18 protein-coding genes are annotated in these 13,963 nt (G+C 66.1%); 1 reads left to right on the forward strand and 17 read right to left on the reverse strand.

Annotated features, from left to right (window positions below; all coding sequences use genetic code 11):
• Positions 1–7 precede the first annotated feature (7 nt).
• From ACMUOO_RS08275 to ACMUOO_RS08310, 8 genes are all read right to left on the reverse strand, one after another.
• Positions 8–1,024 carry an amino acid ABC transporter substrate-binding protein gene (locus ACMUOO_RS08275; RefSeq protein ID WP_301920182.1) on the reverse strand — a complete coding sequence of 339 codons (1,017 nt, stop codon included), beginning with the start codon at positions 1,022–1,024 and terminating at the stop codon, positions 8–10.
• A gap of 227 nt (positions 1,025–1,251) precedes the next feature.
• Positions 1,252–1,971: an ATP12 family chaperone protein gene (locus ACMUOO_RS08280; protein WP_301920183.1), complete on the reverse strand. Its 720-nt coding sequence runs from the start codon at positions 1,969–1,971 to the stop codon at positions 1,252–1,254.
• Positions 1,968–2,642 carry an HAD-IA family hydrolase gene (locus ACMUOO_RS08285; protein ID WP_301920184.1) on the reverse strand — a complete coding sequence of 225 codons (675 nt, stop codon included), beginning with the start codon at positions 2,640–2,642 and terminating at the stop codon, positions 1,968–1,970. Before ACMUOO_RS08285 ends, ACMUOO_RS08280 begins: the two co-directional genes overlap by 4 nt.
• On the reverse strand, positions 2,639–3,688 hold the full coding sequence (locus ACMUOO_RS08290) for an RluA family pseudouridine synthase (protein ID WP_413855000.1): 1,050 nt from the start codon (positions 3,686–3,688) through the stop codon (positions 2,639–2,641). The genes ACMUOO_RS08285 and ACMUOO_RS08290 overlap by 4 nt, the downstream gene beginning before the upstream one ends.
• Positions 3,685–4,062: a fluoride efflux transporter CrcB gene (crcB, locus tag ACMUOO_RS08295; RefSeq protein WP_301920186.1), complete on the reverse strand. Its 378-nt coding sequence runs from the start codon at positions 4,060–4,062 to the stop codon at positions 3,685–3,687. Before crcB ends, ACMUOO_RS08290 begins: the two co-directional genes overlap by 4 nt.
• A 114-nt stretch (positions 4,063–4,176) precedes the next feature.
• The gene (locus ACMUOO_RS08300) at positions 4,177–5,490 is read right to left on the reverse strand and encodes a replication-associated recombination protein A (protein WP_301920187.1); all 1,314 of its coding nucleotides are present in this window, start codon (positions 5,488–5,490) and stop codon (positions 4,177–4,179) included.
• A gap of 85 nt (positions 5,491–5,575) precedes the next feature.
• Positions 5,576–6,166 carry an acyl-homoserine-lactone synthase gene (locus ACMUOO_RS08305; RefSeq protein WP_301920188.1) on the reverse strand — a complete coding sequence of 197 codons (591 nt, stop codon included), beginning with the start codon at positions 6,164–6,166 and terminating at the stop codon, positions 5,576–5,578.
• A 63-nt stretch (positions 6,167–6,229) separates the two neighbouring features.
• The gene (locus ACMUOO_RS08310) at positions 6,230–6,841 is read right to left on the reverse strand and encodes a helix-turn-helix transcriptional regulator (RefSeq protein ID WP_301920189.1); all 612 of its coding nucleotides are present in this window, start codon (positions 6,839–6,841) and stop codon (positions 6,230–6,232) included.
• A gap of 26 nt (positions 6,842–6,867) precedes the next feature.
• Here ACMUOO_RS08310 and ACMUOO_RS08315 point away from each other — a divergent pair, with 26 nt between their 5' ends.
• The gene (locus ACMUOO_RS08315; protein WP_413855001.1) at positions 6,868–7,104 is read left to right on the forward strand and encodes a hypothetical protein; all 237 of its coding nucleotides are present in this window, start codon (positions 6,868–6,870) and stop codon (positions 7,102–7,104) included.
• 114 nt (positions 7,105–7,218) lie between these two features.
• Here ACMUOO_RS08315 and rplQ read toward each other — a convergent pair whose 3' ends face one another.
• From rplQ to ACMUOO_RS08360, 9 genes are all read right to left on the reverse strand, one after another.
• Positions 7,219–7,638, reverse strand: a complete 420-nt coding sequence (gene rplQ, locus ACMUOO_RS08320) for a 50S ribosomal protein L17 (RefSeq protein ID WP_301920191.1) — start codon at positions 7,636–7,638, stop codon at positions 7,219–7,221.
• A 174-nt stretch (positions 7,639–7,812) separates the two neighbouring features.
• On the reverse strand, positions 7,813–8,829 hold the full coding sequence (locus ACMUOO_RS08325) for a DNA-directed RNA polymerase subunit alpha (protein ID WP_301920192.1): 1,017 nt from the start codon (positions 8,827–8,829) through the stop codon (positions 7,813–7,815).
• Between the two features lie 118 nt (positions 8,830–8,947).
• Entirely contained in the window at positions 8,948–9,337 is a 390-nt protein-coding gene (gene rpsK, locus ACMUOO_RS08330) for a 30S ribosomal protein S11 (RefSeq protein WP_291336408.1), read from the reverse strand.
• Between the two features lie 15 nt (positions 9,338–9,352).
• Positions 9,353–9,721 (reverse strand): 30S ribosomal protein S13, encoded by a 369-nt coding sequence (rpsM, locus tag ACMUOO_RS08335; protein WP_301920193.1) that lies wholly within the window; start codon positions 9,719–9,721, stop codon positions 9,353–9,355.
• A 177-nt stretch (positions 9,722–9,898) separates the two neighbouring features.
• The gene (locus tag ACMUOO_RS08340; RefSeq protein WP_301920194.1) at positions 9,899–10,558 is read right to left on the reverse strand and encodes an adenylate kinase; all 660 of its coding nucleotides are present in this window, start codon (positions 10,556–10,558) and stop codon (positions 9,899–9,901) included.
• A 12-nt stretch (positions 10,559–10,570) separates the two neighbouring features.
• Positions 10,571–11,932, reverse strand: coding sequence for a preprotein translocase subunit SecY (gene secY / locus ACMUOO_RS08345; protein WP_301920195.1), 1,362 nt, complete (start codon positions 11,930–11,932; stop codon positions 10,571–10,573).
• Positions 11,933–12,035: 103 nt separating this feature from the next.
• Positions 12,036–12,509 carry a 50S ribosomal protein L15 gene (gene rplO, locus ACMUOO_RS08350; protein ID WP_301920196.1) on the reverse strand — a complete coding sequence of 158 codons (474 nt, stop codon included), beginning with the start codon at positions 12,507–12,509 and terminating at the stop codon, positions 12,036–12,038.
• A 205-nt stretch (positions 12,510–12,714) separates the two neighbouring features.
• On the reverse strand, positions 12,715–13,155 hold the full coding sequence (locus ACMUOO_RS08355) for a GFA family protein (RefSeq protein ID WP_301920197.1): 441 nt from the start codon (positions 13,153–13,155) through the stop codon (positions 12,715–12,717).
• Between the two features lie 133 nt (positions 13,156–13,288).
• A complete protein-coding gene (locus ACMUOO_RS08360) occupies positions 13,289–13,936 on the reverse strand; it encodes a MarC family protein (protein ID WP_301920198.1) in 648 nt (215 codons plus the stop codon).
• Positions 13,937–13,963 lie beyond the last annotated feature (27 nt).

Here is a 13,963-nt window from a genome sequence, read left to right on the forward strand (position 1 = left end):
GATCAGATCAACGGAACGGCGGAGTGTAGAGCAATCCGCCTTGCGTCCACTGCGCGTTCAGGCCGCGCGCAAGGCCGATCGGGGTCGATTCGCCGATGCTTGCCGCGAAGACTTCACCGTAGTTGCCGGTGGCGGCAATCGCGCGCTTCGCCCAGTCCTTGTCAAGCCCGATCATCGTGCCGAGGTCGCCCTCGGTGCCGAGCATACGGTTGATCTCGGGGTTGTTCGTGCCCTTGGACAGTTCTTCGACGTTGGCCGAGGTCACGCCATACTCTTCCGCCGCGATCAGCGCGTTGAGCGTCCAGCGAACGATGTCCGCCCACTGGTCGTCGCCGTGCCGCACGAGCGGACCGAGCGGCTCCTTCGAGATGATCTCCGGCAGGATGATGTGGTTTTCCGGATCGGCGAAGACGGCGCGCGTCGCGGCGAGGCCCGAGGCGTCGGTCGTGTAGGCATCGCAGGCGCCGGCGAGATATTGCTGCTCGCCCTCGGCGTTCGTGTTGATCGGAACCGGCTGGTAGGTCATGTTGTTGACCTTGAAGAAGTCAGCCAGGTTGAGTTCCGTGGTGGTGCCGGTCTGGATGCAGACGGTTGCGCCATCAAGTTCCTTGGCCGAGGAAACGCCAAGGTCCTTGCGGACCATGAACCCCTGTCCGTCGTAGTAGTTGACACCGACGAAGGTGAACTTGAGATCGGTATCGCGCGAGAAGGTCCACGTGGTGTTGCGCGACAGAAGGTCGATCTCGCCCGAGGCGAGCGCGGTGAACCGGGTCTCGCCGGTGGTCGGCACGTACTTGACCTTCGAGGCATCGCCCAGCACGGCGGCGGCGACGGCCTTGCAGACCGCCACGTCGAAGCCCTGCCAGTTGCCGTTCGCGTCCGGAGCGGCAAAGCCGACGAGGCCCGTGTTCACGCCGCAGATGAGCTCGCCCCGGGCCTTCACGTCGTCGAGCGTAGCGGCCGAAGCGAAGCCAGCCAGAACGGTGGTCGCGGCCAACGTCCCGAGGAATGCGGATTTCTTCATACTTACCTCTTCCTGAGTTGCCGTCTCCCCAGACGGCGGTTGAGGCCAGGTGGTCCTGGCGCTGTTTATTGGTCCTCCGCCCGTCTGGCGGGCAAGGACCCGAGTAGGCGAAGTCTTGCCGGATGCGCTTCTCGCGTCAAGGATGCAATCCGCGCTTCGCCGGCTCCGGCGCCCATTTTGATCATTTACGATTGGATCGTGCACGGATCGTCAGGTCGCGCGCAATTTTATGCCTCGGGCATGCCCGCGAGCCGCCAGAATGTGACAGCGAGGAGAAAATCCCTGCGCTTGCGCTCCGCGGCCTCGGTCGCCTCCTCGTCCTCGCCCCACAGGGCGGCCTGCCAGTCCTCATCGAATCGCGACAGGCGCCAGAGGTCGTCAGGGTCAGATCCGTTGCCCGTCGCGGCAAGGCCGAGCACGAGCGAGCCGGTCAGGGCGACGAGATCGTGCAGCGCGGCAAGTTGAAACGGCGAGCAGGCAAAGACCAGCTTCGCCAGTCGCGCGACCGCCTCGGCGGGCTGCGCGATTGGCACGACGCCCTCGGTGGTTGCAAGCCGCGCGCCATAGGTCCGCTCGGCCCAGGCGAGCATCGGATCCCAGGCCTCGGCCTGCGCCCGGGCGAGCGGATCGGCGGCCGTGGCGCGGTAGCACAGGAGATCCGATGCGCCATAGGCCGCGATCATCGCCGCCACCTCGTCGAACTGCGTCGCCACCTTGTCGATCGCCGCATTGGCCGCGCGGGTGACGGGCATTCTCCGTGGGTCGATGGCGTTGTCGACAGCAGCCCACTCGGCCGCCACCGCCTCGGCCATGGCACGGGTCGGAAGGACGAGCGGACGTTTCGCCGGGGTTTTCACCGGCCGCGCGTCGAGCCGGACGGCGAAGCCGCCGCCCTCCTGCACGACCGTCACCGCCTTCCAGAACCGTTTCGCCTTCCAGCCGGTCATGCCGCCCTCCAGAGATCGTCGAGCACCGGCAAGAGATCGGAGAATCGCGCGATCACACGGTCGGCGCCGGCCGCGGCAAGCCCGGCGGCGGGATGATAGCCCCAGGCGACGCCCACCGTCGCCATGCCGGCGGCCCGACCCATCTCGATGTCGAACGTCGTGTCGCCGATCATCACGCCCCGGGCGGCCTCGGTCCCCGTCTCGGCCAGTGCCGCGCGGAGCATCGAGGGGTGCGGCTTCGACGGATGGTCGTCGGCGACCTGGGTCGTGACGAAATGCCCGCCGAGGCCGTGCAAATCGAGAACATGGGAAAGGCCCCGGCGCGACTTTCCCGTGGCGACGCCGAGAACCACCTCGGGCCGCGAGCGGAGCGCCCGAAGTGCCTCGGCGGCGCCGGGAAAGAGCGGCGAGACGGTCCGGGCGCGGAGCTGGCCGAAGCTTTCCTTGTAGGCCGCCACGATACCCGCGCGCGCCCCTTCGGAAAGGTGCGGCACCAGACGCTCCACGGCGACCGGGAGCGAAAGGCCGACGATCGACAGCACCGCCTCGCGCCCGGGCAGCGTCACGCCGATGGCGGCGAAGGCGTGTTCCATCGCGGCAAGGATGTGGTTCTGGCTGTCGATCAGCGTGCCGTCCACGTCGAAGACGACGAGCCTGAGATCGGCCGTCATGTCTCCTCCGCGAAGGGATCGGCGGGAACGTCCGCTTCGGACCATCCGAGCGTCTTCCATGTGCGTTTCATGTGGTCCGGCAACGGCGCGGTCAGGGTGATGCGCTTGCCGCTGATCGGGTGGTCGAAACTGATCGAGCGGGCGTGGAGGTGAAGCTTGCGGCTGATCTCGCCGCCAAGCTGGGCGCCCCAGCCGTCGCCGAGGTTCTCCTGCCCGGAGCCGCCATACTTGCCGTCGCCGACGATCGGATGGCCCAACTCGGCCATGTGGGCGCGAAGCTGATGAGTCCGGCCCGTGATCGGCACCAGCGCCACCCAGGCCGCGCGGCTGCCGAGCGCGTCAAGGACGGCGTAGTCCGTGGTCGCGCGCTTCGCGCCTTCGGTCTCGTCCACCTTCGCCGGATGAACGGCGACCCACTTCGCACCCGCGCCGCCCCCGGCGTGGCCCGGTGCCTTGACGAGGCCGAAGCGGACCGTGCCCATCTTCGGCGACGGCACGCCGGCGACGGCAGCCCAGTAGATCTTGCGCGTGCTGCGCGAGCGGAACGCCTCGGACAACGCCCGGGCCACGCGATCCGTGCGGGCGAGGAGGAGGACGCCCGAGGTGTCCTTGTCGAGCCGGTGCACGAGTTTCGGGCGATCCTTGTAGCCGAAGGTCAACGCCTCGGCGAGGCCATCGACGTGGCGCCCGCCCTGCCCCGAGCCGCCCTGCGACGGCAGGCCCGGCGGCTTGTTGAGCGCGATGATGTGCTCGTCCTTCCAGAGGACGGCCGCCTGGATCATCCGCGCGTCGGCGTCGGTGATCCCGGCCTCGGGTTTCGGCGCGGTCGCGGGCGCCGCCTTCGGCAGCGGGGGGACGCGGACCTGCTGGCCCGGCATGACGCGGGTGGAGGCCTTCACACGGCCCCCGTCGACACGGATCTGCCCGGTGCGGCAGAGCTTTTCAACCTGGCCTTGCGTGATCTCGGGGAAGCGCTTCTTCAGCCAGCGGTCGAGCCGGGCCTCGCCCTCGGCTTCGGCAACGGTCAGGGTCACGACGCCGTTCACGCGAAGATGCCCCGCGCGGCCACCACCCCGGCGAAGATGCCGGCGAGGGACAGGATGACGGATCCTGCGACATAGGCGGCCGCAAGGCTGGCCTGCCCCCGCTCCCAGAGCGTGAGCGCATCGAGCGAGAAAGCCGAGAAGGTGGTGAAGCCGCCGAGAACCCCGGTCATCAGCAAGGGTGCGAGCCGCGTCGCGTCCTTGTGGGCGAGGGTTACGACGAGCGCGCCCATGAGAAACGAGCCGAGGACGTTCACCACGACAGTCGCCCAGGGGAAGCCCGGGCCGATCAGCCGCATCGTGCCCACGTTGACAAGATAGCGCGCAGACGCGCCGAGCGCGCCGCCGAGGGCAACCTGGAGAAGGGTCTGGACCATGGCGCTCCTCTGACGCGCGGCCGCCGGGAAGTCAACCGGGCAAGGGCGCTGGCCACCCCCTCCGGGCCTCACCGCACGGTCACGCGCAATAATGATCCGGCCACGCTGGAGCGGTCAGCGATTGCGCTCGGCGCGAAGCTTGGCGAACCAGTCGAGGCGCTTTTTCAGTTCGCGTTCGTAGCCGCGCTCGACCGGCTGGTAAAGCAGCGGGCGTTTCATCGCGTCGGGGAAGTAGTTCTGCCCCGAGAAGGCATCCTCGGCGTCATGGTCGTAGGCATAACCCGCGCCGTAGCCCTGATCCTTCATCAGCCGCGTTGGTGCGTTCAGGATGTGCTTCGGCGGCGGCTCCGACCCGGTCTTGCGCGCCAGATCGCGGGCGGCCTTGTAGGCGACGTAGCCTGCGTTCGACTTCGGCGCGAGCGCGAGGTAGGTCACCGCCTGCGCCAGCGCCAACTCGCCCTCGGGGCTGCCGAGGCGTTCGTAGACCTCCCAGGCATGAAGGCAGAGCGACTGTGCCTGCGGGTCGGCAAGGCCGATGTCCTCCACCGCCATGCGGGTCAGCCGGCGCGCGAGGAAACGGGGGTCCTCGCCGCCTTCGAGCATCCGTGCGAACCAGTAAAGCGCCGCGTCGGGGTCCGAGCCGCGGACCGATTTGTGCAGGGCCGAGATGAGGTTGTAGTGCTCGTCGCCGGACTTGTCGTATTTCGCCGCGCGCCGCATCAGGCGGCTTGCGAGCGCCTCCGTCGTGATCGGCGTGGACAGTTTCCAGGCGGCGACCTGCTCGATGAGGTTGAGAAGCGCGCGGCCGTCGCCGTCGGCCATCTCGATCAGCGCGGCACGGGCGTCACCCGTCAGGGGCAGGGCGTGGCCGAGTTCCTTCTCGGCCCGCTGGGCCAGACGCTCGAGATCGGCGGGCGAGAGGCGTTCGAGGACGATCACCTGCGCCCGGCTGAGAAGGGCCGCGTTCAGCTCGAACGAGGGGTTTTCCGTGGTGGCGCCCACGAGGACGATGGTGCCATCCTCCATGTGCGGCAGGAATCCGTCCTGCTGGGCCTTGTTGAAGCGGTGGATCTCATCGACGAACAGGAGCGTTCCGCGCCCCTGCGCGCGGCGGAGCTTCGCCGCCTCGAAGACCTTCCTCAGGTCCGGCACGCCGGTGAAGATCGCGCTGATCTGGACGAAGGCGAGGTCGGTCGCATCGGCAAGAAGCCGCGCGATGGTCGTCTTGCCGACGCCGGGCGGCCCCCAGAGGATGAGCGAGGAAAGGCTGCCCGCGGCAAGCATGGCGCCGAGCGGGCCCTCGGGCGACAGCACCTTGTCCTGGCCGATGACCTCGGCAAGCGCACGCGGGCGCAGCCGGTCGGCCAGGGGGCGCGGATGGGCGGTGTCGGGCGCAGCGGTGGCGGCTCGGTCGAAGAGGTCGGACATGTCCCGACACTACATCGCGTCGCGGCCGCCGGAAAGGCGGCCCGGCGGCCGGTCGGGGTACCCGGCCGCCGAATGGCTGGCATGTTCAGTGCATCTTTGCCGCAAGATCGATCTGGACGCACTGGTAGTCGCCGTCGTCGATGAACATCACCGGACCGACGCCCGTGGCCGTCAGCCCGCAGCGGCCATACCAGCGCGGCCAGTTTGCCGGCGTGATGGCGATCAGCTGGGTGGCGCCGACCTCGCGGGCGGATCTCACCATCGCATCGACCATGTAACCGTGGACGCGCCGCCGGATCGACTGCGGCACGGTGTGCAGCACGAACACGCGCGTGCATTCCCAGATGTTGGCATCGACGGGCGCTTCCTCGTAGAGGAGATCGGAGGGAAGGCTGGCGAGGAGCCCGCGCTGCGCATCGCGGATCATGTAGCTGTAGATGCCGCACTTCGCCGTCGTGGGCGTCAGCCGGATGCCGGCATAGACCTGTCCGGTGTGGTCGTGGATGGCGATCCAGCGGCTCGCCGGTGTGTCGTACTGATCGTACTCCATGTCGAGCGCTTCGGGCAGGTTCCACCGCTTCTCGACGATGAAGGACTGCTTTCGCGCCCGAAAGAGGTTAGCGAAGAGTTCTCCGTGGTTGTGGAGATTGGCAAAGGACAGGATTGTCGTGTTCATGCGTAGACCCCCCGCTTCATAAACCCAGACAGCCCTGCTTGCAGGCGGGAAACCGTCATCGGATCACATCAGCCTGTAGTCCTTGGCGCGCTGGATCGCCTCGGCCGTCGTCCGCGCGAGCAGCTTCTGCCGCGCGGACATGAGGCGAGCCTTGAGCGCGCTTTCGGAGATGTTCAGTTTGGCTGCTGCTGCCGCGTGGCGGTCCCCCGCAGCGATCAGCCGCAGTGCTTCGATTTGAGCCGTCGTCAGACTTTCCGGCGGCTCCGTGATGTCATGGAGCCGGCGTACCAGATGCGCGATCTTCTCGACCTCGTCGTCGCGGAAGTCGCGGTCGGAACGCGCGAAACTCGAAATCGTCCGCGATCGGATCGGGCCGCAGGACACCGTCAGGCCAAAGGTCAGCCCGAAGGCCTTCGCCTCGGTGAAAAGGCCGAACGGATCGGGGACGTCGATCTCCGACCAGCGGCAGGCGCCTTCCTTGCTGAACCCCCAGGCGATCGTGGGGTCACGCAGCGCGTAGGCCTTCTCGGTGTAGTGATCCAGCCAGTCCTGATTGTAGTTCGAGAACTGCATCAGCGGCGAGGCATAGCGGATGTGCAGACCGATGAAATAGCCTGCCGGCGCCATCAGAGACAGCGAGTGAAGGATCGGATCGAGTGTTGGCATTCCGGACATGTCCTTTTAGACAAGTTGCTTTCAGGATGGTCAACCGTAAATTGTGCGACGAACACTACTTCTTTCCGAGGGTTAGCATTTTGCGTACGATCAATCCCGGCCTTTTCGCCAGAGTCATGCGGCTCCCCGATTCCGCCCGGACCGACCTTCTCGAGTTCCTGGGCGCAACGCCAGTGGCGGACGCGCAACTTTCGCACATGATCGACGGCATCGCCGAGAAATTGCGTCGCGATGCGCGACCGCCACGGGCCGAGGCGACCTGACCGCGGTCGGCGCAAGCCACCACGAGCCTCCCAAGGCGCGATCCCTTCAAATGCCGAGCCCCGCCGGTTGTCCGGCGGGGCTTTTCTGCAGTCCGGATAACTGGCACGGGCCGGTCAGGATTCGGCCTCTTCCTCGGCCTCGACGCGCGCCTTGTCCGCCGCGCCCTTGGCCGCCGGGTCGCGGTCCACGAATTCGACGATCGCCATCGGCGCCATGTCGCCATAGCGGAAACCGGCTTTCAGGATGCGCACGTAGCCGCCCTGCCGCTCCTTGTAGCGGGGCCCGAGGATCTCGAACAGGCGCGCGACATGCTTGTCCTGCTTCAGTTGCGCGGCCGCCAGCCGGCGGGCGTGCAGGTCGCCGCGCTTGGCGAGCGTGATGAGTTTCTCCACGATCGGACGCAGCTCCTTCGCCTTGGGAAGGGTGGTCTTGATCTGTTCGTGTTCGATGAGCGAACCGGCCATGTTGGCCCAGAGCGCCTTGCGATGCTCATGGGTGCGGTTCAGACGGCGGTAGCCGCGGGCGTGACGCATTTTCAACTCCTATAGCGTTTTGCTTTGTCCGGCGGGCGTGGTCCTCGCACCGCTCTCCTTGGGGCTTGCGCCCGTTCAGGTCAAAACGGTCCACCGGACCCTTTTCTTCCCTTCGCTCCCCGCAACTGCGGGCATTTGCGGAGGCCGTCTAGGCGACGCCCCCCGCGAAGTCAATCAGAACTGATCCTCGAACCGCTTCGCGAGGTCCTCGATGTTCTCCGGCGGCCAGTTCTCGACGTCCATACCGAGATGCAGGCCCATGCCCGACAGCACTTCCTTGATCTCGTTCAGCGACTTGCGGCCGAAGTTCGGGGTGCGGAGCATCTCCGCCTCGGTCTTCTGGATCAGGTCGCCGATATAGACGATGTTGTCGTTCTTCAGGCAGTTGGCGGACCGGACCGAAAGCTCCAGTTCGTCCACCTTCTTCAGCAGGAGCGGGTTGAACTCCAGCCCTTCTTCCGCCTCGCCCTTGCCAGCCGCTTCCGGCTCCTCGAAGTTCACGAAGATGCCGAGTTGATCCTGCAGGATGCGGGCGGCATAGGCCACCGCGTCATCCGGCGTCAGCGACCCGTCGGTCTCGATCTTCATGGTCAGCTTGTCGTAGTCGAGCACCTGGCCCTCGCGGGTGGGCTGCACTTCGTAGCTGACCTTCTTCACCGGCGAATAGATCGCGTCGATCGGGATGAGACCGATGGGCGCATCCTCGGGACGGTTCTTGTCGGCCGCGACATAGCCCTTGCCGGTGTCCACCGTCAGTTCCATGAAAAGGTCCGCACCCTCGTCGAGGTGGCAGATGACGTGGTCCTTGTTGAGGACATCGATGCCGTTCGATTCCGAAATGTCGCCGGCGGTGACGACGCCCGGGCCCTTGGCCGAGATCGAGAGCCGCTTCGGCCCCTCGACTTCCATCTTCAGCCGTACGCCCTTGAGGTTCAGGACGATGTCGGTCACGTCCTCGCGCACGCCTGCCACGCTCGAGAACTCGTGCAGGACATTGTCGATCTGCACCGAGGTGATGGCCGCGCCCTGAAGCGACGACATCAGTACCCGACGCAGCGCGTTGCCGAGCGTCAGCCCGAAACCCCGCTCCAGCGGCTCGGCGATGAGCGTCGCCTGCCGCTGCGGATCATTGCCCGGCTTGACCTCAAGCTGCTGCGGCTTGATCAGATCGGCCCAATTCTTGTGGATCATGCGTTCTGCCTCCATACCTGCCCCCGGCTCATGACCGACGCCGGGAACGCCCGAGGAAAATGCGAAGGCCACCCGGGCTCCGTGCCTCGCGGCAGGGTCCGGATGGCGGTAATCTTTGTCAGACGCGGCGGCGTTTCGGAGGGCGGCAGCCGTTGTGCGCGATCGGCGTCACATCGCGGATCGACGTGATGCTGAACCCGACCGAGGCCAGTGCCCGCAACGCCGACTCGCGTCCCGAGCCCGGTCCCTGGACTTCGACTTCCAGCGTCTTGACGCCATGTTCCTGCGCCTTGCGGCCAGCGTCCTCGGCAGCCATCTGGGCGGCGTAGGGCGTGGACTTGCGCGAGCCCTTGAAGCCCATCGTGCCGGCCGACGACCAGGCAATGGCGTTGCCCTGAACGTCCGAGATCAGGATCTTGGTGTTGTTGAAGGAGGAGTTCACATGCGCCACACCGGCGGCGATGTTCTTGCGCTCCTTGCGCTTCATGCGGGTCTTGTCGCGTGCCATATCGGAACCCTCCCCTTACTTCTTCTTGCCGGCGATGGCTTTCGCCGGGCCCTTGCGGGTGCGGGCGTTGGTGTGGGTGCGCTGGCCGCGGACGGGCAGGCCCTTGCGGTGACGCAGGCCGCGGTAGCAGCCGAGGTCCATGAGCCGCTTGATGTTCATCGTGACTTCACGGCGCAGGTCGCCCTCGACCGTGTAGTTCGCGTCGATATGTTCGCGGATCGCGAGCACCTCGGAATCCGAAAGCTCGTTCACCCGGCGGGCGGCGTCAATCTTCACCGCTTCGCAGATCTTGCGCGCGATGTCCGGGCCGATGCCATGAATATACTGGAGGGCGATGGGGACGCGTTTCCCCGTCGGGATGTTGACGCCAGCAATACGTGCCACGCGTGTCTTCCTTTCGTTGCGGTTCCGTAGCTCCAGAACCTTTTTTCACAACTCTGACCCGAGGCCGCGGGCGGCTCCGGGCCGGTTTGGCCCGACTGATTCGCCAAGGGCAAAGCCCGGCAAATCAAGCCGATTCTCGTCAGAGACGCCGTGACCTAGTGGGTTTGGCCCGGGTCGTCAAGCGCCCTTTGCCCGGTCGAGCACATCGGCAATGGATTTCGCCACGGCGTCGATGTCGGCCAGGCCGTCAACGGTGAAGAGTTCGCCGGCGGCGTAGTAGTAGCCCATGAGCGGCGAGGTCTTCTTGTAGTATTCCATCAGCCGCTGCTTCAGGCTTTCGGCATTGTCGTCGGCACGGCGCCTCAGATCGGTCGAACCGCAGACATCGCAGACGCCCGGTTTCGCCGTGGGCTTCGTCCGGTCGTGGTAAACCTCGCCGCAGTTGCCACAGGTGTAGCGGCCCGAGATGCGATCGACGAGGGCCTCGTCATCAACCCGCATCTCGATCACCGCGTCAAGTTCCTGCCCCGAACGCTTGAGAAGCGCGCCGAGCGCATCGGCCTGGGCGAGCGTGCGGGGGAAGCCGTCGAAGATGAAGCCCTTCGCCCGCGCGGTCTTCAGTTTTTCCTCGATCAGCCCGATGACGATGTCGTCGGTAACAAGATCGCCCCGATCCATGACCGCGGCGACCTTCTTTCCCATCTCCGTGCCGGAAGTGCGCGCCTCCCGGAGCATGTCGCCGGTCGAAAGCTGGACGAGCCCGCGTTCCTCCACCAGGCGGCGAGCCTGCGTTCCCTTCCCCGCGCCAGGCGGGCCGAGCAGGATGATGTTGGTCATGGGCGGTCCCCCTCAGCGGCGGGCAGGCGCCTTGCGTGTCGCGCCCCGCTTCTTGCCCCTCAGCTGCGATTTCTCGATGAGCCCCTCGTACTGGTGCGCCAGAAGGTGGGACTGGATCTGGTTGATCGTGTCCATCGTGACCGAGACGACGATCAGCACCGAGGTGCCGCCGAAGTAGAACGGGATCGCGAGCTGCGAGCGCAGGATTTCCGGCAACAGGCAGACTGCCGCCAGATAGGCCGAGCCCACGACGAGGACACGGGCGACGACATAGTCGAGGTAATCGACCGTCTTCGCACCGGGGCGGATGCCGGGGATGAACCCGCCCTGGTTCTTCAGGTTTTCGGCCACATCATCCGACTTGAAGGTCACGTTGGCCGTGTAGAAATATGTAAAGAAGACGATCATCGCCGTGAAGAACAGAAGGTAGAGCGGCTGGCCAGGACCGAAGTAGGCGAGGATCGTGGACATGACCGGTCCGGTCTGGGCCCCCGAGAAGGTCGAGATCGTCGTCGGCAGGAGGAGGAGCGACGAGGCGAAGATCGCCGGGATCACGCCCGCCGGGTTCACCTTGATCGGCAGGTGGCTGGAGGAGCCGTCATAGATCTTCATGCCGACCTGGCGGCGTGGGTACTGGATGTGGATCTTCCTCAGCGCCCGCTCCATGAAGACGACGAAGGCGATCACGCCCACGACCATCGCCATGACGCCGAGTATGACGCCCGGATGGATGTTGCCCACCCTGCCCTGCTCGAAGAACTGTGCCAGCGCGCCGGGGATGTTCGCGACGATGCCGACGAAGATGATGAGCGAGGTGCCGTTGCCGATTCCGCGGGCGGTGATCTGCTCGCCGATCCACATCAGGAACATCGTGCCGCCGACGAGGGTGATCACCGTCGCCGCCTGGAAGAAGAGTCCGGGATCATGCGCGAGGTTGCCGGCCTCGAGGCTCTTCGCCAGCCCGAAGGCCTGGAAGGTCGCAAGGACGACTGTGCCGTAGCGGGTGTACTGGTTGATCTTCTTGCGTCCCTGCTCGCCTTCCTTCTTCAGCTGATCGAGCGCGGGAACCATCGCGGTCAGAAGCTGGACGATGATCGAGGCCGAGATGTAGGGCATGATCCCGAGCGCGAAGATGCCCATGCGGCCGAGTGCGCCGCCGGTGAACATCTGCAGCATGCCGCCGATCCCCTGCGAGGCGCTCTGCATGAACTCGCGCAGTGCCGTCGCGTCTATGCCCGGCACCGGAATGTAGGTTCCAAGGCGGTAGACGATCAGCAGCCCCAGCGTGAAAAAGATGCGCTGGCGAAGGTCGGTGGCCTTGCCGAGGGCGCCCCAGCTGATGTTCGCCGCCATTTGCTCTGCAGCAGATGCCATTCCGGTCTCTCTCATGTGGAAGCGCCGCCGGACCGTTTTCCGGTCAGGCGGCGCTTGGAAAACTCGTGCCTATGTAAGCGCCGCAAGGGTCGCCCACAACACCTTATTCGGCCGCTGCCGCCGCCGTGACGGAAAGCGACCCGCCGGCCTTCTCGACGGCTTCCACCGCGGCTTTTGACGCGCCGGTGACGGCGAGCTTCAGCTTGGCCTTGATCTCGCCCTTGGCGAGCACGCGGACGCCGTCGAGCTTGCGGCGGACGACGCCGGCCGCGACCAGCACGTCCTCGGTAATCTCGTCCTTGGCGTCGAGCCGGCCAGCATCGACGAAGCTCTGCAGCTGGCCGAGGTTCACCACGGCAAACTTCTTCTGGTTCGGCTTGTTGAAGCCGCGCTTCGGCAGCCGGCGGTAGAGCGGCATCTGGCCGCCTTCGTAGCCGCCGATGGCCACGCCGGAACGGGACTTCTGGCCCTTGATGCCGCGGCCGGCGGTCTTGCCCTTGCCGGACCCGGGACCGCGCGCGACGCGCTTGGACTTCTTCGCTGCACCGGGATTGTCCCGGAGTTCGTTCAGTTTCATGTCGCTTCTCCTCAGCCGGAAATGCCCCGCCAGCGACGGATGGGGCCACACGGCATTTCTTGCTTGTTGGATTCGGGCACCCTTCGGTGCCACCCGGGGCCTATAGACCCATTGCGGCGGGCGATCAAGCCCGATGCCGCGACCTATCACGACGGGGCGTCCGGCGCCGGACGCCCCGCGACTGCTCCGGGTCCCGGACCCGAGGTCAGGCGCCCTTCGGCCAGGCGAAGCTGGGCTGAAGGCCCTCGTAGACCGGGCGCCCGTCGGTGGGCTTGGGGTAACCCTTCGTCGTGTCCCAGAAGGCGTGGTAGGTGGCCTTCGGGAAGGCGGCATCGTCGTAGCCCATGACATTCGGCACCGCCACGCGGATGCGGTGCTGCTTGTCGTCGAGCATCAGCACGGCCCCGCATTTCTCGCAGAGGCAGATCTCCAGGGGTCCGTTCGGGTTATCGGCATTGAAAGGCACGCGCTTCATCGCGGACTCGTTGTCGGTCCGGATGTCGCCGTGGTTGAAGAAGGCCACATGGGTCGTGTGCTGGCCGGTCACCTTCTTGCAGACGTTGCAGTGGCATTCGTGGTTGTCGATGGGTTCGGCAGAGGCGCGCACACGGTGGTGTTCGCATCCTCCCACATACGGGCTGGACATTCTTTCCTCCTCCTGTCGCCGTGCTCTTGCGGGCACGCGGTAGAATTGCACGCCAGCCGCCGCGAAAAAGCGACATGGCCTTTAGTCGTGCTTTCCGGGGGGGAATCACGGGCCCCGCCGCATATCCGTTCGGTCAGACCCCTGAATCCGGCAGCGCCATGACGCCGAGCGCCTCGAACCCGTTCAGTACGGAATCGACCGCGACCGTCGCGAGGACGATCCCCATGACCCGGCTGACGACGTTCGCCCCGGTGTTGCCGATGATCCCCTTCAGGGGCCGGGCCAGAAGCAGGATCGCGAAGGTGATGACAAGCACGAGCACGAGGAGCGCCGCCGTCACCACCTGCTCCGAAATCGTGTTGCGGTGGTTGTCGGTCAGGATCACGACCGCGAGCATCGCGCCTGGCGAGGCGATCGACGGCATGGCCAGCGGAAAGACCGCACCCGCCATGTGGTCGCGCTCCGCCTCCTCGATCTCGCGCGCAGGCTTCGCGTCGCCAAAGATCATGGTGAGCGCGAAGAGGAACAGGATGATCCCGCCGGCGATCTGGAAGGACCCGAGCCTGAGCCCGACGCCTTCCAGCAAGACCTGTCCTGCCACGAGGAAGAAGAACAGGACCGCACCCGCCACAAGGACGCCGCGAAGGGCGAACCGCCAGTGCAACGCCTCAGGCACACCGCGGGTGGCAAAGTAGAACACCGGCAGGGAGCCGACCGGGTCGATCACCACGAAGAGCGTCACGAATTCGCGCACGAGGATTGCGAAGTCCAGGTTGGGCAAGCGGCAGTCTCCTCGGGTCGGGGGAAT

The sequence above is a fragment of the Albidovulum sp. genome (assembly GCF_041919395.1).
Classification (GTDB): Bacteria; Pseudomonadota; Alphaproteobacteria; order Rhodobacterales; family Rhodobacteraceae; genus Albidovulum.